Annotated in this window: 23 protein-coding genes; 5 read left to right on the plus strand and 18 right to left on the minus strand. The window is 41.7% G+C overall.

The features are described from left to right. The 18 genes from ACLU24_RS05835 to ACLU24_RS05920 form a co-directional block, all read right to left on the minus strand. The coding region (locus ACLU24_RS05835) for a DNA cytosine methyltransferase (RefSeq protein WP_412610979.1) at window positions 1–1,225 on the minus strand (1,225 nt) is incomplete at its 3' end. Beyond that, window positions 1,218–2,474: a site-specific DNA-methyltransferase gene (locus tag ACLU24_RS05840; protein WP_412610980.1), complete on the minus strand. Its 1,257-nt coding sequence runs from the start codon at window positions 2,472–2,474 to the stop codon at window positions 1,218–1,220. The genes ACLU24_RS05840 and ACLU24_RS05835, both read right to left, overlap by 8 nt. Next, entirely contained in the window at window positions 2,471–3,256 is a 786-nt protein-coding gene (locus ACLU24_RS05845; protein WP_412610982.1) for an S-adenosylmethionine synthetase N-terminal domain-containing protein, read from the minus strand. Before ACLU24_RS05845 ends, ACLU24_RS05840 begins: the two co-directional genes overlap by 4 nt. Window positions 3,257–3,402: 146 nt before the next feature. Further along, window positions 3,403–3,948, minus strand: a complete 546-nt coding sequence (locus ACLU24_RS05850; protein WP_412610984.1) for a terminase — start codon at window positions 3,946–3,948, stop codon at window positions 3,403–3,405. 375 nt (window positions 3,949–4,323) lie between these two features. Next, window positions 4,324–4,671, minus strand: a complete 348-nt coding sequence (locus ACLU24_RS05855; RefSeq protein ID WP_412610986.1) for an HNH endonuclease signature motif containing protein — start codon at window positions 4,669–4,671, stop codon at window positions 4,324–4,326. Between the two features lie 94 nt (window positions 4,672–4,765). Then, the gene (locus ACLU24_RS05860; protein WP_412610988.1) at window positions 4,766–5,206 is read right to left on the minus strand and encodes a hypothetical protein; all 441 of its coding nucleotides are present in this window, start codon (window positions 5,204–5,206) and stop codon (window positions 4,766–4,768) included. Between the two features lie 186 nt (window positions 5,207–5,392). After that, window positions 5,393–5,902 carry a sigma factor-like helix-turn-helix DNA-binding protein gene (locus tag ACLU24_RS05865; protein ID WP_412610990.1) on the minus strand — a complete coding sequence of 170 codons (510 nt, stop codon included), beginning with the start codon at window positions 5,900–5,902 and terminating at the stop codon, window positions 5,393–5,395. Window positions 5,903–6,006: 104 nt separating this feature from the next. Continuing rightward, window positions 6,007–7,359, minus strand: a complete 1,353-nt coding sequence (locus ACLU24_RS05870; protein ID WP_412611321.1) for a DEAD/DEAH box helicase — start codon at window positions 7,357–7,359, stop codon at window positions 6,007–6,009. Then, complete coding sequence (locus ACLU24_RS05875; protein WP_412610992.1) at window positions 7,343–7,633, minus strand: VRR-NUC domain-containing protein; 291 nt, start codon at window positions 7,631–7,633, stop codon at window positions 7,343–7,345. Before ACLU24_RS05875 ends, ACLU24_RS05870 begins: the two co-directional genes overlap by 17 nt. After that, a complete protein-coding gene (locus ACLU24_RS05880; RefSeq protein WP_412610994.1) occupies window positions 7,620–7,940 on the minus strand; it encodes a hypothetical protein in 321 nt (106 codons plus the stop codon). Before ACLU24_RS05880 ends, ACLU24_RS05875 begins: the two co-directional genes overlap by 14 nt. A 142-nt stretch (window positions 7,941–8,082) precedes the next feature. Further along, window positions 8,083–9,618, minus strand: a complete 1,536-nt coding sequence (locus ACLU24_RS05885) for a YfjI family protein (protein WP_412610996.1) — start codon at window positions 9,616–9,618, stop codon at window positions 8,083–8,085. Window positions 9,619–9,684: 66 nt separating this feature from the next. Beyond that, the gene (locus ACLU24_RS05890; protein WP_412610998.1) at window positions 9,685–10,599 is read right to left on the minus strand and encodes a hypothetical protein; all 915 of its coding nucleotides are present in this window, start codon (window positions 10,597–10,599) and stop codon (window positions 9,685–9,687) included. Continuing rightward, window positions 10,596–11,483 (minus strand): HNH endonuclease, encoded by an 888-nt coding sequence (locus ACLU24_RS05895; protein ID WP_412611000.1) that lies wholly within the window; start codon window positions 11,481–11,483, stop codon window positions 10,596–10,598. Before ACLU24_RS05895 ends, ACLU24_RS05890 begins: the two co-directional genes overlap by 4 nt. 16 nt (window positions 11,484–11,499) lie before the next feature. Continuing rightward, complete coding sequence (locus ACLU24_RS05900) at window positions 11,500–11,907, minus strand: DUF7768 domain-containing protein (RefSeq protein ID WP_412611002.1); 408 nt, start codon at window positions 11,905–11,907, stop codon at window positions 11,500–11,502. A 175-nt stretch (window positions 11,908–12,082) separates the two neighbouring features. Beyond that, window positions 12,083–14,059 carry a DNA polymerase gene (locus tag ACLU24_RS05905; protein WP_412611004.1) on the minus strand — a complete coding sequence of 659 codons (1,977 nt, stop codon included), beginning with the start codon at window positions 14,057–14,059 and terminating at the stop codon, window positions 12,083–12,085. A gap of 69 nt (window positions 14,060–14,128) precedes the next feature. After that, window positions 14,129–14,710 (minus strand): DUF2815 family protein, encoded by a 582-nt coding sequence (locus ACLU24_RS05910; protein WP_412611006.1) that lies wholly within the window; start codon window positions 14,708–14,710, stop codon window positions 14,129–14,131. Between the two features lies 1 nt (window position 14,711). Continuing rightward, window positions 14,712–15,842, minus strand: a complete 1,131-nt coding sequence (locus tag ACLU24_RS05915) for a DUF2800 domain-containing protein (RefSeq protein WP_412611008.1) — start codon at window positions 15,840–15,842, stop codon at window positions 14,712–14,714. Continuing rightward, a complete protein-coding gene (locus ACLU24_RS05920) occupies window positions 15,835–16,218 on the minus strand; it encodes a DNA ligase (RefSeq protein WP_412611010.1) in 384 nt (127 codons plus the stop codon). Before ACLU24_RS05920 ends, ACLU24_RS05915 begins: the two co-directional genes overlap by 8 nt. 460 nt (window positions 16,219–16,678) lie before the next feature. Here ACLU24_RS05920 and ACLU24_RS05925 point away from each other — a divergent pair, with 460 nt between their 5' ends. From ACLU24_RS05925 to ACLU24_RS05945, 5 genes are all read left to right on the plus strand, one after another. Next, window positions 16,679–17,518: a hypothetical protein gene (locus ACLU24_RS05925; RefSeq protein WP_412611012.1), complete on the plus strand. Its 840-nt coding sequence runs from the start codon at window positions 16,679–16,681 to the stop codon at window positions 17,516–17,518. Window positions 17,519–17,574: 56 nt separating this feature from the next. After that, a complete protein-coding gene (locus tag ACLU24_RS05930; RefSeq protein ID WP_412611014.1) occupies window positions 17,575–20,301 on the plus strand; it encodes an ATP-dependent DNA helicase in 2,727 nt (908 codons plus the stop codon). Window positions 20,302–20,474: 173 nt separating this feature from the next. Then, entirely contained in the window at window positions 20,475–22,664 is a 2,190-nt protein-coding gene (locus ACLU24_RS05935; protein WP_412611016.1) for a type I restriction-modification system subunit M, read from the plus strand. Next, on the plus strand, window positions 22,661–23,971 hold the full coding sequence (locus tag ACLU24_RS05940; RefSeq protein ID WP_412611018.1) for a restriction endonuclease subunit S: 1,311 nt from the start codon (window positions 22,661–22,663) through the stop codon (window positions 23,969–23,971). Before ACLU24_RS05935 ends, ACLU24_RS05940 begins: the two co-directional genes overlap by 4 nt. A gap of 1 nt (window position 23,972) precedes the next feature. Beyond that, window positions 23,973–25,142: a protein kinase family protein gene (locus ACLU24_RS05945; RefSeq protein WP_412611020.1), complete on the plus strand. Its 1,170-nt coding sequence runs from the start codon at window positions 23,973–23,975 to the stop codon at window positions 25,140–25,142. The last annotated feature ends 15 nt before the right edge of the window (window positions 25,143–25,157 follow it).

Consider the following 25,157-nt stretch of genomic DNA (forward strand, 5'->3'; position numbering starts at 1 on the left):
AAAATCCGCTGTTTGGATTGTCGCTTTTCATAGCGTTGCTGTCTTTTGAGCAGATACCGTATGCTTCTACTACTGCTATCCCGCCCTGATTGGCATCGGGAGGAATACCGCCCGTATCGACTGTTCGTGCAGTATTGGTTTCATATACATTCTGCCTTGCGTTTTTCGTACCTTCGGAAGTAAAGCGGACATCGTATGTTTTCTCTACCACGAAGGGCTGATTGTTGCCGCCCATACCGTATGTAGCACTCACGGTTGGTGCTATATCATCAAGCACTTTATATCTTGTATCTTGACTGTGGTTATCTATCACTGCGGCAGGAACCACCCCTGCACGGAGCGTTGGAGATTTTTCTTTTTCATAACCGATGGAACGGCTCTTGGCTGAATGCTCCGTACAAAAGCCTGCCGATTCCATAACCACAGGGGGATGATGCGATTCGGCACGGAGGGTACAGGTCTTTTCCTCCGTAACATCCATTCGGCTTCCACCCTGATCGTTCAGACAGATCTTGCCTGACGCTCCAAAGCCTTGCGTAATACCTCCGGCAGCTGCTTGCCACGAGCGGAAGCTCTCCGCAGAATACCCAGAGAGGCCTTCGGACTCAAATAATATTTTTCCGGCACATCTGTCATTAAAATCTGCGACAAGATAGATGCGTTTTCGTCTCTGTGGGATTCCCCAGTATTGAGAGTCAAATACCCTCCATGCGATTGAGAAATCATCTCCCAGAATTTCTCCCGCGTTGTGCCATTTTGCAGGTCGAGCCGCATCAATTTCACAGCCTTTGACCGAGCAGAAGCTTTCGAGGACTGCCTGGAAATCCTCTCCTTTGTTGGAGGAGAATGCCCCGCATACATTTTCCCAGACTGCGTATCTCGGATATTTGCCATTACTTTTACACCTCATTTCTTTTATGATTCTTATAGCCTGATAAAACAGACCGCTTCGTGAGCCGTCAAGCCCGGTTCTCTTGCCAGCTATACTCATATCCTGACAGGGCGACCCAAATGTGATAATATCCACAGGCGGCAGGTCAGCACCGTTCAGCTTGTTTACATCTCCGTAATGCTTTACCTCCGGCAGACGCTTTTCCGTTACACGGATTGGGAACGGTTCGATTTCGGAATTAAAGACGGGCTTTATCCCGGCAAGGATGCCGCCCAGTTCAAAACCCCCGGAGCCTGAAAACAAGCTACCGAGGGTGAGTTCTTTATTAGCCACTACGCTCCACCTCTTTCACGAGATCGGAATAAGGTATTTTTTCTCCGTTGCGGATTACATACACCCCGTCTGCATCACCTGTATCCTCTACATATCTGCGGAGAATAACAGAGGCGTATTTTTCATCAAGCTCCATCGTGTAGCATATCCTGTTCATTTTCTCACAAGCCATAAGGGTAGAGCCGCTGCCTCCGAAGGTGTCAATGACTACTGCATTTTCCTGTGTTGAATTTCCGATAGGATAACTCAGAAGGTCAAGCGGCTTGGATGTAGGATGATCGGCATTTCGCTTTGGCTTTGCGAAATTCCAGATGGTAGTCTGCTTTCGGTCTGAATACCACTTGTGCTTTCCGTTCTGCAAAAAACCGTAAAGCACAGGCTCGTGCTGCCACTGATAATCGGAGCGGCCAAGCACAAGACTATCCTTCACCCAGATACAGCACCCGGCAAGATGCAGTCCGGCATCAACGAAAGCTCTGCGGAAATTCAGCCCTTCGGTATCAGCGTGAAATACATAAGCAGCGCCGCCGCTTTCAAGATGCTCGACCATACGCTGAAAGGCAGATAAAAGGAAACTATAAAACTCCTCATTTTTCATGCTGTCATTCTGAATAGTCAAGCCGGAGGAGCTTTTGAAAGATACACCATACGGCGGGTCGGTCAGAATAAGATTTGCCTTTGTGCCGTTCATAAGAGCAGCAACATCCTCTGCGGAAGTTGCATCACCGCATATCAACCTATGCCTGCCTACAGTCCACATATCTCCACGCTGAACAAATGCCGCTTTTTCAAGGGCAGCGGTCAAATCGAAATCATCATCCTTTGCGCTGGATTTATCATCATCAGCAAACAGGTCAGCAAGCTCGCTTTCATCAAAACCCGTCATACCGATGTCAAATCCCATTTCCTGCAAGGATGCCATTTCTACTTTCAGAAGCTCGTCATCCCATCCGGCATCGAGCGACATTCTGTTATCGGCAAGGATATATGCTTTCTTCTGTGCCTCGGAAAGATGCTCCACAAATACACAGGGTACTTCATTTATACCTTCTTCCTTTGCAGCAGCAATTCTTCCATGTCCGGCAAGCACATTGTATTCACGGTCGATAAGCACAGGATTGATAAAACCAAACTCACGCAGGCTTGAGCGCAGTTTTGTTATCTGCTCCGGCGAATGTGTCCGGGCATTGTTCACATAGGGTATCAGCTTGTTAATGTCAACAAGCTGCATCTGAGTTGTCGTTATCATCTGATCAGCCCCCATTCTGCAAACTTCTCAAAGCCGCCCAGATCATGTATGTATTTTCTCGCGATCTCAACTATGTCGGAGTAGGGCTTGCCATCAATGGTATCATCACCGATTGCACAGCTTATCTCCACAGGTTCTTTTCTTGCCTGCGCTTCAAGGAAAGCATAAATATTCACGCTGACATCAGCCTTTGACAGATCCTTACCGTGCAGACCGCCGCCTGTTATACTGTCGCCCATATCACTGCCGAGCTTGCGGTTGGTTGAACCACAGTCCACATCACTTCCGCCTGTCCAGTCACCGAGGGGATTTATCTCAGCTGCCGGAAACATCTTACGGAGATTTTCTGTATCTGCGTTGCTCTGGCAGATGACAAGACGATCGCCGTCAAGGATGTATTTGCCATCCTCACCGAAAGCAAAATAAAACTGTTTTGCAATGGCTGTCAGTCGCTCCTGTTCACCAGTTACGGGAACACCTTTGAAGATGCCGTTATCTCCGCAGCGGATACGACCGCTTTGGTTCTCCGACAAAATCGCATCCTGCTTTGTTTCCAGATAGTCTGTCATAAGGTCGGGTGCAAGCCTCTTTACGATTTTTGATATTTCGCTGCTATCGAAATGCACAGAAGTTTCTGCCATAATATGGCAAACACCGTGTCCGAGCAGAACTTCTACTGCTATTCTCGGATCCTTTTCTTTTGCATACGCCAGATCAACTATAGCTCCGGCAATTCTATCTGCGATTTTATCAGGGTGCCGTGGATTCACCTTTTCGTACATAAATTTTACCTCCTAACCGAATTTCCGTTTCAGGAACTTTTTCAGTCCCTTACGGGTGTCAAATATTTTTTCCTTCATAACCTGCGCAGGGGCAGGTCTTATTTTTTTGTTTTCTTCTGTTTTTCGATACCGTTTCCTGTGCTGCATCACTTTCCCTCCCTTGCACGGAGCAGCTTCTCCATCGGATCAACCTCACCACCGCTGTCAATATCCACAGTACAATTCTCTTTAACGACCTGGTATATTTGCAGCCACATCTGCTGCGCCTGTTTGAGATAGTTGTGACTCATTGATACGAACGGGCTTTGCACCACCGATGTTGTTACTGTCGGATGCTTGCCGACAAGACCGTATCTCGTTATAGCTTCTTCGCACTGCATCCATCTTGCTGCACACATCGAGTATTGTTCAACAAGCAGAGGATTCACAAATATATCGCAGCCCAGCTTTCCAAGCCATCGGCACATTTTTGTGTATATCTCGTCAGCACCGAGCGGCTTTCCGTCACGCTGCATTGCCGAGAGATAATCACTCGGCTTTGGCATATCAACACCTTCGATGTTTTCAGGAATATCAAGCCGCCTTAAGGGGTGGTTTCCGGGATTGCCGGCATCGAGTTTTTCTTTCAGTGCTTTTGGCTTGCGCCCTGCACCCGGTCTTGCACCTCCGCGATTGGTTCCGTCTTTTGCCACTGATTCAGCACCTCTTTCCAGAAAGAATTAGAAAAATCAAACGATGTTTGAAAAATAATCAAACCCCGATTGAAAAAATTGCAGCAAAAAAGCCCGATTGCGGTCGGGCTGATGTGTTTGAATTCTGTTTGATTATTAGGTTGTTATGGGGCTTTTCAAATTAAAATGCCATTGAGAAAAAATTTTAAAGAGTTCCGGGGCATATACCGTCTTTGAATTTGCGATTTTTAAGTACGAGAGGGGCGCCCGTTCCTGTGTAATTCACTTTTTAGAGATAATCACCGCCCCTGGGGGGTGGAAAAATCCCTAAAAATAGCCATTTTTAACCCTGTTGTGGGTGATTCGCCCAAATTGACATATCAGAGTGTAAGTCTGCTATCTGTCGCCACGTCTCCTGTGTATCTGCTCATGATGGTGGAAACAAACGCTCATAAGATTTGACTCGTCATTCGTTCCGCCCTCTGCTAAAGGTTTGATGTGGTGTATGATGTCAGCGTGACCAATGTACCCTTCCTTTAAACAAAGCTCACAGAACGGGTGCAGCTTTACATAACGAGCACGAACCTTCTGCCATGTATAACCGTAGCGTTCACTCCGTTTATATCTCCTGCCGTATCGCTCGTATTGCTGGTTAACTATTTTCTTATGCTCCTCGCAGTACATACCGTCCGTCAGCTTCGGACAATTCGGATAAGCACACGGTCTTTTAGGTTTTCTTGGCATGGGTTCACTTCCTTTTTGGGTATAGAAAAAGCCCTCGCAGGATTTATCCCACGAAGGCTCGGTTTTATTCATTACAGCTTTACAGCATCAACCGTCAAATAACCGTTTTGTGTTTTTTCTTATTATCTTCCGGCATTACCTTTTCAATTTCCTTTACTGCAAGGATATGATAGTAATGAATTTTATCGGCATCCAACTTTAGCTCCACTGCAATTTCTTTCCAAGAGCAGAAGTAAAGATAACGCAGAGAAAGCAGCTGCTGATAAAAAGAGTTATCAATTCTGTCGATAACATCCATAACAGCGTGTCTTGCTTTTTCAATCTTACCGAATTCGGAAACTATCTCTTTCTCAATTTTTATGCTGATGTCCATACACCTTGCAACAGGATTTTCTACATCATAATCAAGATCTTCTGTTATGTCATTTTTTCTCAGGCTGTTTTCGAGTTCAGTCCAATAGGTTAGTTCTCTTAATCCGAGCTTGATCTTAGCGTCAATATTTTTTGCCTGTTCCAGATATTCTATAGCGGTCATAATAAACCCTCCTGTTTAATATTTTCTTGACATTTATTAGGCATAGAAAAAGCCCTCGCAGGATTAACTCCCACGAAGGCTGTATTTATTCTGTTTTCCTGATTATAATTATATCAGATTGATTTTTGATAGTCAATGGGACAATGTTGGACATTAGCGGACATCAGTGGACATTTGCGGCTTTTTTTATGCTGCCGTATAATCTTTAGGTATAACAACTTTGCTTAAGGCATTGTCATGCCAGCGGCGGATTGTCTTTTCACTTACATTAAGCTTTGCTCCTATCTGCTTCCATGTCATGTTATGAATGTAACGATAACGAAGCACCATCTGTTCGTCATGGTTTTCAATCATGTTTATTGCGGAACGAATACGGTCTTTGATTCTGACCAAACCATCAGTTTCTGTTTTGATTCGTCTCTCCAAGATATCAATACTTTCGATACCCTTAACAAAAGGGGCTTCAGTAGAGTGATTAGGATTATAGCTTTGCTCCAGACTTGGAGAGGAAACCGAATAAATCATTTTTCTCAAATCTGCAAGTTCCTGTAAATTGCTACGAATCCTGATATCTAAATAATTCACCTGCTCCAAAAATTCTTTAGCAGTCATAGTTCGTACCTCCGAAATAGTAAGATTCCACTCGGATTGACTATGATTGACTATTATTGACTGTAATTTTACTCTGATTTTCATATTTTTACTCTGTTGCCGAATATTATTATACCATATTGGTCAACAATTGTCATCTGCGAAATTACTTATTTTGAAGAAAAATTATATCACTGCAAAACAGAATTTCATATATTCGCTTTGACCGCATCAATAAGTGCGGACTGTGTATGCTCTTTTTTCTCCAGAGCCGCCATGATGTTTTCATCAATGGTGTTTCTTGCAATGATATGCTGAATGATGACCGTATTTTTCTGACCCTGCCGCCATAGTCTTGCAACTGTCTGCTGATACAGTTCCAGACTCCATGTAATGCCGAACCAGACAAGGGTTGAACCTCCGCTTTGAAGATTAAGCCCGTGTCCTGCTGATGCAGGATGGATTAGTGCCACAGGTATTTCTCCTCTGTTCCACTTCTCGATACTTTCGTCAGTATCGAGTTTTGCGAATGGCACTTTTATTTCTGACAGCCTTTTTTCGATGCGATCATAATCGTGCTTGAACCAGTATGCCACTAACAGTGGCTTGCCGTTCATACTTTCAATAATGTCCTCCAAAGCATCTATCTTCCGGTCGTGTATCTGAATGGCTTTTTTGTCATCATCATAAATCGCACCGTTAGCCAGCTGACACAGCTTGCCGGACAGAGCTGCTGCATTTGCCGCTGTGATCTCTTCATCATCAACAGGCAGAACGAGGTCTTTTTTCAGCTGCTCATATTTCTGTCTTTCCGTTGGTGACAGCTCCACTTCGTACCTGCTGCTGATAAGCTCCGGCATCTGCAGATGGTCTGTTGCTTTCATGGATATGGTGATGTCAGAGATCTTCTCGTATATTCTTTCCTCTGCTCCCGGCAGCGGCTTGTAGGAATACACAATCATGCCGTTCATCTTATCGGGCTGAAAGTAGGTACTGCGGTATTGTCCAATAAAGCGACCGAGCCGCTGTCCTTTGTCAAGCAGTTTGAATTCTGCGAATAAGTCCATCAGACCGTTGCTGCTTGGTGTACCTGTCAGACCTACAATGCGTTTAACCATAGGTCTGACTTTCATTAAGGCTTTGAACCTTTTAGCCTGATGATTTTTGAAAGATGATAATTCATCGACTACCACCATGTCATAGTCAAATTTGCTGTTCTCTATCAGCCACGGCAGATTTTCACGATTGATGATGTAAATATCAGTTTTCTGCTGTAATGCAGCTCTGCGTTCTTTTTCCGTGCCAATAGCAACACTCAATTTCAGGGATTTGAGATGCTCCCATTTATCCACTTCATTTTTCCATACCTGACCTACTCTCAGCGGACATACTACAAGCACCTTATGTATTTCAAACCTATCGTACATCAGATCGTTAATGGCAGTCAAAGTAATAATTGTCTTGCCGCAGCCGCAATCCAACAGCAGAGCCGATGCTGGATGATTGATTATGAAGTCCACACTGTATTTCTGATAGTTATGCAGGTCAGCCCTTGATAACATCATTGATTATCCCTCCAATCTGGTCTTTGTTATCCAGCACATACACTTTGAAGCCTAATTGGCGAAGCTGTTTGTGCCTGACTGTCTGTATTGCTCTCGGTCTTTTTCCTGGGGCTTTCACCTCAACAAAGCCCAGCCTGCCGCCCGGAAGTAAAACCAGACGGTCAGGCATACCGACAAATCCCGGTGATACGAGCTTCACGGCAATTCCGTCGTAGGACTTGACAGCTTTGTTGAGGGACTGTTCAATTGTTGTTTCTCTAAAAGAGTTCATCAGCCATTGTCCTCGCCATTTCAATTACTGTTCTGTCTACATCATTTCTTGGTGTTTCGTTAATGCTGCCGAAAAATACATCAGTATATGTCCCGTCAAGGTTCGGATAGTTGTGGAACATATTATCTTCGGCTTTCGTGCAAACCTCTCCAATCATTCTCAAGGCTTTCAGGAACTTGTCTGTATCTGCGGCAGACAGAACATAGCTCACATCAACTGCCACCCTGCCGCCAATAGTCTTAAGCAAACGCATCTCAGCACCTGCTTTCATATAACTCTCTAATGTTCTTTCTTTTTTGTTCAACATAAAAAATTCCTCCTTGTATTATTTTTGTCAGGCTGTCACGCATTTCTTTAGTAAACTCTATAAATAAATATTATTATTATTGTAAATACATATACATTACTCTGCCTACATCTCGGTGACAGCATGACAAAAAATGCTTTTTTTATTCAAAAATTTTTGGATTGACCGAATAAACGGCATTTTTTGGTCTGCCGCAGCGCAATTTGTCTGATGCATCAACAGAAATCATTTTGACGTAACCATAATCCTCAAGGTTGTTTAGGATGTTTTGTGCCTCATCAGCAGATCCTATCCAGCTGCAAAAACGCATAAGTTCTCTGCGTGTGATGTTTTCAGCTTTTTTCTCCTTCAGCTTTCCAACGACCATAAGGAGTGATTTGAAATCAGATCTTATTCCCATGTTGGCATAGGCGTTCACAGCATGGATGAGAAAGTATCTGCCTATTTTTATGGCGTTGCTCATTATGACATCATCTATCAGTACGGCATTGTCGCACTCGAAAATCGCATCCCCCACATCTTTTTTAAGAATACTGCATCTTGCAAGCACTCCTGCTATGCGTAATGTGTTTCCTACAAGTTTGCCGAGCCAGTCGCTGTACATAGAGAATTCACCAACAAGCCTTTTTTCCACCCAATCATAGTACTCGTTCAGAAGATACTTTGCTCTGCCTGTGAGATGTATTATTTCAGGTGTCGGACTGGAATTTTCCTGCAGGATGTTATAAATAAGTGATTTATACCTTGATGCTGTCGCAGCTGACACAGGTTCACAGTTAAGAGAACGGGAACCCACCAAGGATACCGGAGTTGTATAAAGAAACCTTGCTGTAAGCCCTCTATGCCTGAACTTTTTATTACTCATAAGGTCAGATATCACTATAGGCTGTGCGGAAAGCAAGATCGTAAGGCAGGCATTTTCTACTGATATAGATTGACGCATTATTCTGTCAACAGAAATGTTCTCACCTGAGTAGGCTTTAAGGAACACATCTATGTTAACCTTGTTTGAATATGTACCGGATAGAACATCAAAGATACCGCCCTCGGAAGAAATAATAGAAATTGCACTGTCGTTTTCAGCAAGAGCTTCTGTCAGTTTTTCGGGTGTTACATCGTCAACATATATTCTGATGGGCTTAATATCCTTGAAATTCACGATCTGATCCACCAAGCTTCTCAGTTCATCATCAAAATCTTCTGACGATTTATCCTCACCCTTGTTTTTTCTCTGGGAAATAAGAGCATTCTTTTTGTTTTCAAGCCGCTGTTTTTGTACCCTTGACATTTCTATTTCTACGCTGTGTGCCTTGTTATACTCTTTTACAAAATCATCAATGGGCTTTGTTACAAACCTTATGACCGATGATTTTCTTTCAGAAGGTTCTGCTATAATTACACTGTAAAGATTGGTGGGTTCGTGCCAGTCCGGCTTGCCTTCGACCTTATAATGATTTCTCATGCAAGCAGATGCCGCAGTGAGACAGGCTACAGCGGCCATATCCACAGGTGTCTGAGTTGATTTGCTTATTTCCATAGAGTAATCTCTGATAGTTGGCGGCAGAGCATCTGTCGGGAATGAGGGCATTTCTGCGTTTTCAAACGGCAGTGGATCATCCCAGGATGACGATATTACCTTGAAGTCATCTGACGCTTGCTGTAATCTTTCTTTTTCCAACACTTCCTTGACAAGCTCGTCATTTTCAGCAAGCTCACACATTTTCAGAAAAGATGTTTTATCATCCTAATTTCCGAAACGGTGGAGCCTTACAAGGTCAAAGGCATTGAGCAGCTTTCCGCCTGCGGGGTCTGTGGCATGGTGGCTGTATGCAAACTTATCATCGTATACAACAACACCTGCTGTACCTTCTCCTGGGATATAATCATAACGACCTTCCATAGCAGACGGTGCATATACATCTGACAGGAATTTGCTTATGGTATCCTGAATGGTATAGGTTCTGCAGAACACGCCCACAATTCCGTCCTTGGTGAGAGGGTCTTCCTGCTTTTTGCCGTCATGTGTTTTTATTTCTTTTTCCTTGCTTGATATAGGGAGCTTGGAGCAATCTCTCCAGTCCGGATAAGCGTCAAGAAACTTCATAGCATTGAGAAAAGGACCATTTACAACCTTGCAGATATACTCACCATCGGATGGTGTTGTAGGCCAGTACATCAGCTGATTTATGCGGTAGGAGCATTCGTCAAACTGGTCAATACCCCACATAGCCGTAAAGTATCTTGCGACAGCAGCATAGCAGTCCGGGGTTATATCCTCCTCAAACGGAAGTATTATTCTGACTCTTGGTGCATCGGGAGTATGTCCGTGAGTAGTATATATGACAGCGGCATAATCACACTCACGCACAAAGCGGTCAATAAACCCCGGCTGTGCCTTATCCGCATCAAGTGTGAGGAACGATCTGTATTCCACATTCTGCACAAGCCTTCTGCCGTCCTTAAGATAACCCCCGACAAAGCCGCCCTTGTCCTTAACAGCCGCTTTTTCTGTCTTGGTCATAGCTTTGTATTCTGCTGCTGTTTCTCTTGTACGGACAGTCGTTTTCAGCTTCGCACAAAGATCATCCCATGTGGTTACACTGTTTTTCCATGACTTCGCATTACTGCTTCTGCCGTAGGCTATTGATAATTCTCTCATAAACATTCCCCCTTGAATTTTCCTGTTCCTGATACAGACACCATATAATCCGCTAAAGTGTTTAAGTGCATATAATCAGTTTCTGTAAGATATTTGAATCCCGGAAGCGGTCTGATGCCTGCCGCTGCATCCAAGCCACAGTAATATAAAATAACTTCTCTCATGGATGGTCCGAAGCTGGTGCCTTCATCTTCACGCAATTTTTTAAGCGTACCTGTTGAAATTCCCAACACCTCAGCAACAGCTTTCCACTTTTCAAATATTAAGTATTCCGTTGTTACGATATCGTGAAGTTCCGCTTGTATTTGATTTCTTACATAATGCTCTATTTGTTGAAGGCAAATGAGCGTCACTCGGTTGGTTATTGTTTCGAGCAACATATCTGTTCTGTCCTCCACGCAATTTCTTGAATACCGTTTACGGCATAGTGCATTAACAGCTTTTTTAAGTACGCTCCAATATTTCTTTCCTTCCTCATCATCGGGCTGTCTTAAACTCATAAGAGCATCGAAACTTTTACCTCTGGACTTTTTGAGCCAATCAAAAACTATCGGTGCCAAAGCGACAGCATCTGTACGCATAGCTGCCATAAAATTATTACCCTCATCTTTAACTTCATCCATAGCCCAAGGGATGATACTCGGATCATAAATTTCTTCAGCTTTATCGTGGCAATCTCTGCAAAGGCTGACAAGATCAGACATATCTTCATGGGCGAAACGGTCATAGGTCAAATGATGTACATCACTTGCCTCTTTACCACAAACCTGACAGATATGACCGTCTATTTCAAGGCGGCATTCTGCTTTATTACGCCAAGCTGGGCTGTGGATGTACCTTTCGTATTCGGCATTCCCTTTTTTATATCTCCATCCTTTTAACATATAGTTATACCTCCAATTATTTATACTCTTTGTATAGATCAGTAAAGCGGCGAATTTTTATACATTTTTTATTCGCCTTGTTTATTTCCGCCTGCATCCCCGCCGTTATGGTATCGCCAAACACCCACAGCTGCTCACAGCGACCTATCAGCACCATATCCATAAACATTGCAAGATCACGCTCTTTTTCCTCATCCATAAACTGCGGAAACAGAAGATGTGGTGCAATGGGTATTGCATTGTTATCTACTGCAAAACGACAGTGTTTGATAGCTTTTTCTGTATTCCCGGCAATATCACCGGAGTAGGGGCTGCATATATAGACAAGCGGTCTGTATCTTGCAGCCTTTTCTTCCTTCTGTATTTTTGTTAAAGCATGATATGCTGTCGGGTCGGGGTACATTTCATTGTTATAGATATTCATTTGTTTCTCCTTTCGCTGAGCCTATAAAAGGCTAAATATCTTTATTTGCGGATAGAGTAACGAATCGTTACGGTATCTGCTTTTTGGAATACCGTCATAATTTGCGACGGTATTATTTCCGACAAGGGGTGAACGATTTGTTACTCCCTTTTAAGTAAAGCTGCAAATCATTGATTCAGTCTTTCTTGTAAAATTCACATTCGTAGCCATCAGCACGGAGCAAAAGTCCCGGAATCCATGGCGGCGTTCTGCTCATCTGCTTACATACTTCTTCTACTGACATACGCTTGTCGCACTCGATGATTATTTCATCGTGAACTGTTGCTACAATAAAACAGTGGGAAAGGGTCTTCATAGCATAACAGAGAATGTCACGAGCGATGGCTTGTATACAATTTTCCACAATTTTTGCTCCAAAAGTTTCTATGCGTTCCCACTTTTTGGCTGTGCCTGTTCCTTCATAAGTGACAGATTCACTGCCAAAACGGTTAATGCCCATTTTAGGTTTCACATAAGCAAGCCTTCTGCCGCTTGGCAGAGTAATAAACAGCATACCGCTCTGATATGTAAAGCGAAGTCCGTGAGTTTCTGTCGGAGTACGCTTTGTAATGGTTTCTCTGACACAGCGGTCAACATCATACCAAAGCTGAACGATATGAGGGTTTGCAGCTCTCCACGAATCAACAAGGGGCTTTAATTCTTCTTCCTTCATTCCGGCTTCGATTGCTCCCATAGCTTTCAAAGCTCCGACAGATCCGCCATACGAACATGACAAAGTTGCCTGTTTGCCTTTGACTCGCAGTTCACTGTTAATACCATGTTTTTCTACCGGAACACCAAACATACGGCTTGCCGTTTCGCAGTAAATATCGCCGTTATCAGCAAAAACATCTGACACCCATTTTTCTCCTGCAATATGAGCAACCACTCTCGCTTCAATAGCAGAAAAGTCGGCTACGATAAACTTATAGCCATCTCTTGGAACAAAAGCAGTGCGGATAAGCTGTGATAAAACATCAGGAATATTATCGTATTTCATGGCAAGAGCATTATAGTTGCCGCTGCGGACTAGCTTCCTTGTTCCTTCTAAATCATCAAGATGGTTTTGTGGGAGGTTTTGCAGCTGAATTAAGCGTCCAGAAAATCGCCCTGAACGATTAGCACCGTAAAACTGAAACATACCTCTTGCACGGCTGTCGCTACATACAGCATTCTGCATTGCCTGATATTTTTTTACCGATGATTTGGCAAGCTGCTGACGGAGCATAAGCACCTTTGCAAGACCCGACGGAGCAGTTTTGAGCAGTACCTGTACTTCTTTTTTGCCGAGAGAATCAACCTCCAGACCATGCTGAGCAAGCCATTCCTTCATCTGCTGTACGCTGTTCGGATTATCAAGAGCTGTTATGTCCTGCATCTCATCCATAAGGTTATTTCTCGTTATTTCATCAATGCGTATTGCATTTCGTACAACATCCATATCAATTCTGATGCCACGATCATTTATTTCCTGATCAAGGAAAAACTCATCCCAGATATAGTCGGGAACAGGAAAGTTCTTTATTCTTTCTTCAATTGCTATTTCAGTTTCAACATCACGGATGTTATATGCTTTGAAAATCTCCCACTTTTCGGGAGCATCTTTACGGCTGTGAAACAGCGGAATGCCGTTTACTACATCGTAAGGAATGCAGAAATATTTTATAAGACCTTTACCTTCGGACATTTTCTGTTCTTCAAGTTTCAATACCTTTCCGACATCTGCGAGAGATGAAGGCAAGCCTAGATAACGGCAATGCACCATTGTGCAGTACCAACCGTGCGGGTCAAGGTAATCACCGACTGTATCTTTATTGATGCTGTATGATCTGAAATACTGCGGGTAGTTTGTACGCAAATATTTTGACAAACAAACTCGTTCAAAATTTACATTATGACTTCTCTTGATGACAGTTTCATCCGTCAGGGCTTTGAGTATCTCTACGGGAAGTTTATCCCCATTTGCTAAATCAAAAAGCTGTACTTTGCCGCCGTCGATAGATACGCTGAATAGAAGTATCTTGAAAAACGGTGAGTCGGTATAGGCATAAACACCGCACTTAGTAATGTCTCTGTCACTTCTTGTTTCCAGATCGATAACCATTTCTTTCATTAAAAAACACCTGCCTTTCCGCAATTTCCGGACGGTGGGAAAGCCCACCGCCGTACTCTTGCTTTTACATTAGTTCAGAAAATCGTCGCCATCATCTTCATCGTCAAGATCTGCGAAATCATCCTCTGCTCTTGCCTTGCCGCCGAGAGGTTCACCGTCAGCAATTTTCTGAAGATTGTTCAGACCGCAGGCGATACCCTTGTTGCCGTTGCTGTTGAAGGCATAGAAGGTGATTGATGCTCTGCCGTATACACCGCTGTAAACTTCTGATGTATCGATAATCGGCTGTCTGTCTGCGTCCACAATTCCGGGGGCATTCGGAGAGTTTGCATTGACGAAATAAGCGTTCTGATAGGCTTCATCGTCAGGGCGTTCAACATCTCCGTCACGCAATGGTGTTTTGATAGCTGCAAGCGGCGTCACTGACTTGCCATTGCCCTTGAGCTTTGACTGTCCTTCCTCATATGCTGCCTTTATCGCAGCCTTGATCTTTTGAATTGTCACTGTATCCGATTTCGGAATGATTAGGCTGACACTGTACTTAGGCTTTGCACCTTCAGCCATAGCCTTTGGTGTCCATACATTTGCATAGCTCCAGCGTGTTGTTGTTCCTGTGATCACTTTTGTCGGGTTTTCAAATTTCTTTTTCATATTAGTTGTCCTCCTCAAAATCCTGTGCAGCATTGGCTGCAATATTCATTTCCGGTCTGTCATCAGATTCCGATACTAGCGTAGGCTTGCCCTGCGGTTTTTCAACAAGACCGCTGAGAAGCTCTTCAAACTTTTTCTTGCCGAGCAGCTTTGACATTGCCGTGATACCGAGCACCTTCTTTTCGTATGGGTCATATCCGGCTTTTGTTACCTTGTCTGCTACTGCTTTTTCATCTGTGTATTTACGATTGGAGCGACCTTCGACAATCTTGTAGCCTCTCCACTTTTTGCCCTGTACTGCCTGATCCAGAGCGTAGGTTTTTATATCCTCCGCCCAGTCGATAAGCATATCCAGTTTTCCGAGAAGGCTTTCAATCTCGATATCCTCAAGAGTAGCCGGCATTTTGAAATCATACTGTGCGAGCTTAAGATTGTATTCAGCCCTTGCACGGCAGATTGTTTTTGCCTTGCAGAAGCGGCAGTGATTGCCGCATTTAAAAGTTCCCGTGCCCTGATATGCCATATCAGCCGCTGGCTTAAGAACGTTGAAAGCCCAATGATAAAGCTCGTCCTTTGTCATTTCAAATGTACTGATATTGCTAAGACGGGGTTGGAAGATCGTCATGATGACATGATTGATATCGAAGATGCCGTCAAACATCTCAAGAGCACCAATCGCATAAATCATCACTTGAGTGTTATTGACTGCGTTGACCTCTACACCTTTGCCGTATTTGAAATCAATGACATAGATGGTGTCGTTGTCGATAATGATGCAGTCAGAAGTGCCGAAACCCTCTTTGACGAATCTGGAAAAGTCAACTCTTTGTTCTACGAACATAAGTGGCTTTCTGCCGTTGTTTTCAGCAAGCAGCTCGTTTATGTAGTTGCGGTATTCTTCGGTGCAGTCTTCCATCTCCTCGTTATAGTAATCGAGATTTTCTCTGATATCCGACTGCTTATAACCGAGAAGCTCACGGAGCTTGTATTCGCACAGGCTGTGTGCAGCCGTACCCTCAGCAGCATATTCGCTGGGCTTTTCTTCAATGCCCTCCGACATTCTGACAGACGGCGGACAGGATATCCATCTTTCGCTTGATGATGGTGAAAGCAAAGCGTGTGTATCAGGCATTGCCGATCACCTCCAGCTCCTTCATCAGTGCAGGATAGTCAGCAGGATCTATCTCTGACAGCTTTTTTGCACCAAACTTTGTAATCAGTGCTTTGACCTCTGCCGTGTAGCCGTCCCTTGATTTCATACCAAAGGCTGTCTGTATTTCCTCAAAGGTCAGCGGCTTTGGTGTCTCTTCCGAGGGCTGTTCCTCCGGAATAATCTCTGGTGCTTCTTCTGGTTTTGACTTCTTCTTGCGTGTTTTTGTCTTGGGCTTTTCCTCGTCCGGCTCTTTGCTGTCGATCAGGTTATGCAGATCATTGTAAATACTGATAAGTGTATTGCCGCAGCTTTTGATCTCATCAAGCAGTGCCGATATCTCGCTCATTGTGCTCATCGCTTTTTCCTCCTTGCTGTGTTTTTTACTGTGGGTGATTTTTGAGTTGGTTCTTTTGATTTCATAAAAAGAGCCCTCCGTTCTTTATTGAATAGAGGGCTTGTAAACTGCGAATGGGCATAACAATATAACCGCACCCAAAAACAGAGCATCCCTCTATTCGGTATGCGGCTACCAGCTCAATTGGCAGCCTTTATATTCAATTTTTCTGTACTGATAGTTGAGCAGCCGGCGTCTATCGGCACAGAGGATAGTTTTGCGTCTTGTCCGGGACGTGAACGAAACTAACAGTTGACCACTTGATTTATTTAAAGAAATGTGCTAAAATCATAAGATTAAAGAACACTTTGTCAAAAAGTGATTCCTGTTTCGTTTCATGCACATAGTATAGCATTGTGTGCTATAAGGTGTCACGGGAAGCAAGGAAGCAAGCGGAAATAAACGGAAGTAGGTGATTACGGTGACTTTTTCAGAGTATTTCAATGGGGTATACTATCCTCTGAAAAACGAAGAGAAAAAAGCTGAATTTTTCGACAAAATGATTTCACACTTTATAGATGAAGATGCTTGTAAAGACTGTACTCTTTTGCATGTTGATCCTGAAACAAAGCCTCGCTATGTAAAAGAGAATAAACCAAATCCTGTCAAAGCTGATAATGCTAAATATTTGTATGCTCACCGTAATTTCAAAAGATATACAGATTGGATATATAAACGCATATCAGATATGGAAGCCTATGATGTTATTGAGGACTGGTTAAGTAAAAATGGTATTGAATTTGAGGATATAAGTGATACTTGTTATAAGCTGTTAGAGGATATTTTCTTTAATATAGGATTTCCCGATAACAATGAAAAAGCTATCGATCTTCCTGCCGCAGAAAATGATCCCCTGGAAAGTAATTCCGGATGGACTGAGCGTGACAATGCATTGGTATTAGATTTTAATTCCGACTATGATGAAGTGATACAGATGTGTATAGGCGACAGATATGCACAGGAGTATCTTATAGGAAGGCTGTCCAAAAAAATCAACACTCTATACAACTCAAAATGGAAAGACAAATCCGCCGAAATTGAAGATATATTACTAAGATCTGATGTTCTTGCCATACTTGGCTCATTGCAGGAACTTTGCGATGCACTGAACCCGAACAAGGATACAAAACCCGGACTATCTGTTCGCATGATAAGAATGAAGCTCCGCAATCTTTATGTTAAACTTCATCCGACCGGATATATTGGTATTTACCCCTATGAAGCATTTATTGATGACTGGAACGAAGGGGAATACTTTTGACGTGTGATAGTACAAGACAAATTAGTGTTTACGAGAAATGAAAGGAGATCTGGCTTTTGCCCACACTTGATGAAAGAATCAGAACCATAGATAATGCAATATGCCGCTACTTGGACAGCCTCGATAATAATGATTCCACCCGTGCGGTCATCTCTCAGGATATTCTGACACAACTTAGAAAACTTACAGAGCACCTTATGCTGAAATTCTATGCAAACGGCAATGATATCGGCATTACTGCTGACAATATAGAAAAGGCTGCGGAGTATTCGCAGTCTGACGGTGTATTAAAAGTGCTGTACCGATTCAGGAATTATCTTGAAATTGTCACAGCATATCTTACACTCGATGAAGAAAACTGTGAGCGTCTGATGTTAAAATACTATGATTATCTCCTTGAGATAAAGAATATTGTTTACTATAACTTCAATACTGTTATTCTTCATAATCTTGACAAATTTCCTTTAAATCAGGATACTGCACTTCTGGAATACTATTCCAAGATAGCAGAAAAAATAATGCTGTACCCGACCTTTACACCCACAGCCAGCGATAAGTACTATATTCAGAAACTAAAGCCTTTCTTTATCAATGGCCGCAAATACTATGAGGTAACGTTTACCCCCGCCACTGACAAAGTCAGCAAATCAAGGCGAGTCATAGCTTTTACAAGTCTGCCTGTTACCAGCAACTATGCATCAAAGTTTGCTCTTGTTGAAGAGCATATTGAAATACTCGGAAAGACTATGCCGATTCTGATTATCACAGGCTGGGAGGTATCGATCAGAGACTGTGAATTTAAGAACTTCAGTTCACTAATTACTGGCGACACTCGGAAAATATCATATCCTGAGCAAAAGGAAGTATGCAGCTATTTAACACGTAATGGTTACTCCTTAACAGAGATAATGGATTTTTCTGATGCCGCATATCAAAAGCTAACAAACTTATGGCGTGCGAATCTAAGGAGCGACAGATTTATTCAAATCCTGACCAGATGCAGAGAAATAATACGCTCTGAAAGACCGGGACAGAATATACTCCGATACTTGCTCTATTGTATGAACAACACAATAATCAAAGATCAACGGAATGATATTCCTAACAATGCCTTATCAAATCTATATCTTCTAAACGGCTGCAGACCCTTTGACAGAATGCCGTTTGTACAGTCTCCGCTAAAACACAATCCCAGGCTCGGAGCATTGTTTGAGGCAATAAAGAAAAAAGGGCGGGAACATGAGCTTCTTGCAAGACAAATCAAGAATAATACCGAGATCTCAGGAAGAATCTTCACTCCAGTTTCTGAACTGGCACATTATGGTGATGTTGCTGTACTTGCAAAAACATACTATTACAGACTTTGGGAAAGACATCGTGAAAGAAGCCAGATTATTGTCAATAACGGCTTTGCTTACATTAACGAGTATAAACTGGATACTTGCGATATAATCGACAAGCTGCTGACACTAAGTAACATCTATGATCCTGACTACAGAGAAATCATCTCATTCTGGCTTGAAGTTCTTTATGATAATGTTGACAGCGAGGAGAAACGTCAGATATTGATGTCGATGTTTGAGCAGTCAAAGGTGGCTATCATATACGGCTCCGCAGGTGTCGGAAAATCAACCATAATAAACTATATTTCTCACTTTTATGCAGATAAACCCAAGCTATATCTTACACAGACCAATTCGGCAAAAGATAATCTTATGAGAAGAGTCGATGCTAACCATGATAACTGTGATTTCAATACAGTGGCATCATTCATTAAATACGGATCACCTACTGAATATGAGCTTCTTGTCCTTGATGAATGCAGTACTATCAGTAACACTGACATGGTCAAAGTTCTGAATGCGGCGAAGTTCGAACGCATACTGCTTGTCGGAGATACATATCAGATAAATTCTATTCGCTTTGGCAACTGGTTTACTGCAATAAAGGCATTTCTGCCGCCAAGCTCCGTATTTGAACTGACAAGACCGTACAGAACCACTAATCTGCATCTTCTTGATATATGGGCAAAGGTTCGGAGAATGGACGCAGATGTGCAGGAATTTATAGAAATGGAAAGCTGCTCATTAAATGTAGATGATTCACTTCTTTCTACTTCAAAAAACGAAGAAGAAGTTATACTTTGCCTGAATTATGATGGTCTTTATGGTATTAACAATATCAACCGTTTTTTACAGGAAAGCAATCCGAATCCGGCATTCCAATGGGATATACAGTGCTACAAGGTTGGTGATCCGGTACTTTTTCTTGAAAACAACCGTTTCTACTCAATCATCTACAATAATATGAGAGGTACAATCGCAGGGATAGAAATTCTTGACAAAGATACTGTTAACGAACGAATCCAATTTGACATTGAATTAAATACAGCAATTGCTTCAGAAGACACCGATTATTTCGATATTGTATACTTAGGCGAATCTGAAGGAGGGAAATCTATCGTAAGGTTCGATGTGTATAAAAACAAAAATGTAGATGAGGATGACGACCACAGCACATCAAAAACTATGGTGCCGTTTCAAATTGCCTATGCTGTATCTATCCACAAGGCGCAGGGACTTGAATACGACTCCGTAAAAATCGTCATCACAGACGAAGTCGATGAGCTTATTTCGCATAATATTTTTTATACAGCAATCACACGTGCGAAGAATGATCTTCGGATATACTGGACAGCAGAAGTGGAGAAAAAGGTACTGGGCAGGATCGCACCAAGGAATATCGATGACGATATCGAAATTCTTAAAAAGATAAAGCAGTGATCTGTCGGCAATGAAATGACCCGATGTACAATAAACCGTGCATCGGGCTTTTTTCTGGAATTTTGCGTATTGATATTCACTATGCTTATGGTTTATAATAGAATATATGTATCATAGTTAAACTATTCGTTAATTTTTTATAAAAGTCCTACAAAACGGAAAGGATAATAAATATGGATAATCAGATTCATAATGCAATAGTAAGTTTTATTTGGGGAATCGCAGATGACTGTCTGAGAGATGTATATGTACGAGGCAAGTATCGTGATGTTATTCTACCGATGACGGTTATTCGCCGCTTAGATGCACTTTTGGAGGATAGCAAAGAAGAAGTGCTTGCTATGAAAAAACGACTGGACGATGCCGGAATAGACAATCAGTGGGCAGCATTGAATATTGCTTCCGGACAAGCGTTTTGCAATATATCGCCGTATCGTCTGCGTGATCTTACCAGCCGAGCAAAAAAGCAAACTCTAAAGGCTGATTTTGAATCATATCTTGACGGCTTTTCTCCGAATGTTCAGGAGATCTTGGAGAAATTCAAGTTTCGCAATCAGATCGACACCATGATTGAAGCTGATATACTTGGAGCAGTTATAGAAAAATTCGTGTCATCTGATATTAACCTTTCACCGAATCCTGTGTATAAAGATAATGCCAAAACAATTATCAGACATCCCGGATTGGATAATCACGGTATGGGTACTATCTTTGAGGAACTTATACGCAGATTCAATGAAGATAATAACGAAGAAGCCGGAGAACACTGGACTCCACGTGATGTTGTAGAACTGATGGCTGATCTTATTTTTATTCCTGTTGCTGACCAGATAAAGGACGCTACCTATTCCTGCTATGACGGAGCCTGCGGAACCGGCGGTATGCTTACCGTGGCACAGGACAGACTTTTAACACTTGCCGAACAGCACGTTAAAAAAGTTTCTATTCATCTTTTCGGGCAGGAAGTAAACTCTGAGACCTATGCTATAGCTAAAGCAGATATGCTTTTGAAGGGTGACGGAGAACAGGCTCAACATATAAGTTTCGGTTCTACGCTTTCCATTGACGGAAATGCTACAAGGCAGTTTGATTTTATGCTCTCCAATCCACCCTACGGAAAGAGCTGGAAAACCGATGCTGAGAAAATGGGAGGAAAAAAGGGTATACTTGATACCCGTTTTAATGCTTATACCGATGATGGCGAACCCCTCGCTATGATTCCCAGAACAAGCGACGGGCAGCTTCTTTTTCTTCTCAATAACATATCAAAAATGAAAAAAGATACACCGCTTGGCAGCCGTATTGCCGAAGTACATAACGGTTCGTCAATATTTACAGGTGATGCCGGCAGCGGCGAAAGCAATGCCAGAAGGTATATTATTGAAAATGACCTTGTTGAGGCAATCATCGCTGTGCCTGAAAATATGTTTTACAATACGGGTATTGGAACATATATCTGGATTCTTTCCAACAAAAAAGAAGATCGACGCAAAGGTAAAATACAACTGATTGATGCCACAAAGATGAAATCTCCCCTCCGCAAGAATATGGGCAACAAGAACTGCGAATTTACACCTGAAATACGAAATGAAATCGTGCGAATTTTTATCGAGATGGAAGAAAGCAAAGTCAGCATGATTTTTAATAACGAGGAGTTCGGATATTGGAATATTACCGTTGACAGACCTATGCGTTATCGTGTGACAGTTAATCCCGATACTATAAAGGAAACCCTTGCTATGTTCAAAGGAGTATATAATGTTGATTTACAGTTTGAAGAAAAAGATATTCCCGAAGTATCAGCGTCAGATGTATTGTCTTTCACGCAGGCAAATCCAAATGTGCGTACAATCAAAGTTCCGAAAACGGTTGGACAACAGAATTTTGAAACGGTTTGTCATGCATATATGATGGCTATTATCAATCTTATTGCCATAGAGCCATATATGGACTACAATGAATTTCTGAAGAAATTTTATAGCCAGCCGTCCATTGCAAACTGTCCTTTCAAATTCAAGCAATGGGAAGAATTTATGTTCCCTCTTCTGACCAAAGACCCCGAAGCCGAAATTGTATATCAAAAAGGCAAGCCTGTTGTTGATACCGAACTGCGTGACACTGAAAATGTGCCTTTCACATACGAGGGCGGCATTGAAGGTTTCATGCAGAATGAGGTACTGACATACGCTCCTGATGCTTGGGTAGATAAAAAGAAAACACAGATTGGCTATGAGATCAGCTTTGCAAAGTATTTTTACAAACCAGTTGAACTGCGTGAAATGAGCGAAATACTTGCAAGCCTTACCGCTTTGGAAAGAGAAGCAGACGGTGTGTTGGCGAATATCATGGAGGGGATTGTATGATTTCTTATGAAAAATATAAAGCATCTTCATGTGATTGGATAGACTCCATTCCGTCACATTGGGACACACACCGAGTCAAGATGCTTTTTAGTCTGCGTGACGAACGCAATTATAAACCTTTAAACGAAGTAAATCTAATATCACTTTACACGAGTTTGGGAGTAAGACAGCACAAAGATATTGAACATACTACTGGAAATAAAGCCCGTAATGCAGATGGTTATAAAATAGTGCATCCTGATGATATGGTTGTAAATATTTTACTATGTTGGATGGGAGCAATCGGACGATCTGACTATTATGGTGTTACAAGTCCTGCTTACGATATTTATAAACCAAAAACCAAGTCGGTTAACACAAAGTATTACAACTATTTAATGCGCACACCTATGTTTGCACAACAATGCTATCGTGCTGGCAAGGGGATTATGGCTATGAGATGGAGAACATATTCTCCGCAGTTTTCTAATATTGTAGTTCCCGTTCCGTCTCGTGACGAACAAGACCAGATTGTACGGTTTTTGGACTGGAAGGTATCAGGGATAAATAAGCTGATTCAAGCGAAACAAAAACAGCTATCGTATGTACAACAAGTTGTAAACAAGCAGTTTGAGATAGTATCAAAGAAATCGTTACAAAAAGCAAAACTAAAATACCATGTATGCTTGCTTAATGACTTTATAGAGCTTGAAAATAACGAATATTATAAAAAAACAGGTATGTATAATAGAGGACGCGGAATTTTTCGTAGGAATGAAATACTTGGATCCGATATGGGCGATTCAAAATTCCAGCGTATACACGCAGGTTGTGTCATGATTAGTGGTCAGTTTGCTTGGGAAGCTGCAACTTATGTTACAACTAATGAGGACGAGCAAGGAGTAGCTTCACATCGATACTACTTATTGAAACCTAAAGACAATATTCCCCCAGAATATATTTGGTGTTTTTTAATGTCAGATTACGGTCAGATGTTAATGAAATTGTGTTCTCATGGTGCAGCCGGCAGAAATCGTCCCCTCAATATCAAAGAATTGCTCAATACATATTTTCCGATTCCACAAAACAGTGATGAACTTAATTTATTAGTGAAAAATGTGCAAGGATTAATGATGTTAAGAAAAAACATATTAGAACAAATAAATACACTAAAAGAATTAAGGAATCGTCTTATTTCCGATGTCGTTACTGGAAAAATCGATGTGCGTGGTGTTGAGATTCCTGAATATGAATATGTAAATGAAGATATGACAGATACTGACGAAGAAGCCGAAAACGAAGAACTCACGGAGGAACAGGAGGAATAATATGGCAAAAGAAAAGCAAAATGGAGATTTAATACCTTTTTTGAAACAGAAAGACTACATAATGGTCAATAATAATCTCGGCAGCGGCTCGTTTGGCAAAACTGTTTTACTGCAAGATCCTTTTATAGACGAGTTATTCGTTTGCAAAAAATATGAACCAGAGTCTGAAGATATAAAAGAATTATTTTACAAAAACTTTCTTGCTGAAATCAAGATGATGTATAAGCTCAATCATCCTAATATTGTAAGAATATATAATTATTATGCTTATAAAGATGCATGTACAGGTTATATTCTCATGGAATATATCGATGGTAAAAATATCGGTGATTTTTTCTCGGAATATTTTCCTCCGTTTGAAAGCATCTCTTTAGATAATGTTTTTATTCAGTTGATTGATGCCTTTTGCTATATAGAATCCTGTGGTATTATTCATCGTGATATCAGAGAAGGAAATATTCTGATTGACAATAACGGCACGGTTAAAGTAATTGATTTCGGTATAGGAAAGGTTTTCTCAAAACCCGAAGAGGCTACAGACAGTCTTGTCGATGATATATTTAGAGGTGCATCGGATACTCTTCCGCAGGAGTATTATGATGGTGTCTATACAAATCTTACAGATATGTTCTACTTAGCTGAATTGTTACATCGTTTGATAAACAACTCAGAAAACTGCAGTTGGGATATCTTCTCTTACCAAGATATTTTAGATAAGATGATGGAGAAACATCCCGAAAATCGTTTTGAATCTTTTTCTGCAGTAAAAGAAGCCATCGGAAAACATGATTTTATAAATATGGATATATCGGGCAAAGATAAAAAAATTTACCAGGCGTTTACAAATTCCATATATAAATCAATTGTTTCATATAATGCATCTCCGACTTTTGTTTCTGATCCCACTATTTTTATTTCAAAGTTAGAAAATGTCATAAAAGTAAACGCTTTCGAGGATACTATTCAAAATAATGAAGATGTAATCAGTTGCATAGTAACCGTTTGTTATACCTATACAAATGCTACATCAATACCGTGTAAATTGGTCAATGACTTTTTATGTTGGTTTAAATCCGCCACACAACAATCACAAATCTTGATATTGAACAATTTTATTTCTAAACTTTCAAGAATAAAGGTTGAAGAATCTGATGATGAATTACCATTTTAAGAAAGTATGAGGTGA

Source organism: Pseudoruminococcus sp. (assembly GCF_047012705.1).
Lineage (GTDB): Bacteria > Bacillota > Clostridia > Oscillospirales > Acutalibacteraceae > Pseudoruminococcus.

Excerpts from the sequence above, each read along its gene's own strand:
- ACLU24_RS05840 (WP_412610980.1), bottom strand. The coding sequence starts at position 2,474 with ATGATAACGACAACTCAGATGCAGCTTGTTGACATTAACAAGCTGATA.
- ACLU24_RS05845 (WP_412610982.1), bottom strand. The coding sequence starts at position 3,256 with ATGTACGAAAAGGTGAATCCACGGCACCCTGATAAAATCGCAGATAGA.
- ACLU24_RS05855 (WP_412610986.1), bottom strand. The coding sequence starts at position 4,671 with ATGCCAAGAAAACCTAAAAGACCGTGTGCTTATCCGAATTGTCCGAAG.
- ACLU24_RS05860 (WP_412610988.1), bottom strand. The coding sequence starts at position 5,206 with ATGACCGCTATAGAATATCTGGAACAGGCAAAAAATATTGACGCTAAG.
- ACLU24_RS05865 (WP_412610990.1), bottom strand. The coding sequence starts at position 5,902 with ATGAAAATCAGAGTAAAATTACAGTCAATAATAGTCAATCATAGTCAA.
- ACLU24_RS05870 (WP_412611321.1), bottom strand. The coding sequence starts at position 7,359 with ATGTTATCAAGGGCTGACCTGCATAACTATCAGAAATACAGTGTGGAC.
- ACLU24_RS05875 (WP_412610992.1), bottom strand. The coding sequence starts at position 7,633 with ATGAACTCTTTTAGAGAAACAACAATTGAACAGTCCCTCAACAAAGCT.
- ACLU24_RS05880 (WP_412610994.1), bottom strand. The coding sequence starts at position 7,940 with ATGTTGAACAAAAAAGAAAGAACATTAGAGAGTTATATGAAAGCAGGT.
- ACLU24_RS05890 (WP_412610998.1), bottom strand. The coding sequence starts at position 10,599 with ATGAGAGAATTATCAATAGCCTACGGCAGAAGCAGTAATGCGAAGTCA.
- ACLU24_RS05895 (WP_412611000.1), bottom strand. The coding sequence starts at position 11,483 with ATGTTAAAAGGATGGAGATATAAAAAAGGGAATGCCGAATACGAAAGG.
- ACLU24_RS05900 (WP_412611002.1), bottom strand. The coding sequence starts at position 11,907 with ATGAATATCTATAACAATGAAATGTACCCCGACCCGACAGCATATCAT.
- ACLU24_RS05905 (WP_412611004.1), bottom strand. The coding sequence starts at position 14,059 with ATGAAAGAAATGGTTATCGATCTGGAAACAAGAAGTGACAGAGACATT.
- ACLU24_RS05910 (WP_412611006.1), bottom strand. The coding sequence starts at position 14,710 with ATGAAAAAGAAATTTGAAAACCCGACAAAAGTGATCACAGGAACAACA.
- ACLU24_RS05915 (WP_412611008.1), bottom strand. The coding sequence starts at position 15,842 with ATGCCTGATACACACGCTTTGCTTTCACCATCATCAAGCGAAAGATGG.
- ACLU24_RS05920 (WP_412611010.1), bottom strand. The coding sequence starts at position 16,218 with ATGAGCACAATGAGCGAGATATCGGCACTGCTTGATGAGATCAAAAGC.
- ACLU24_RS05935 (WP_412611016.1), top strand. The coding sequence starts at position 20,475 with ATGGATAATCAGATTCATAATGCAATAGTAAGTTTTATTTGGGGAATC.
- ACLU24_RS05940 (WP_412611018.1), top strand. The coding sequence starts at position 22,661 with ATGATTTCTTATGAAAAATATAAAGCATCTTCATGTGATTGGATAGAC.
- ACLU24_RS05945 (WP_412611020.1), top strand. The coding sequence starts at position 23,973 with ATGGCAAAAGAAAAGCAAAATGGAGATTTAATACCTTTTTTGAAACAG.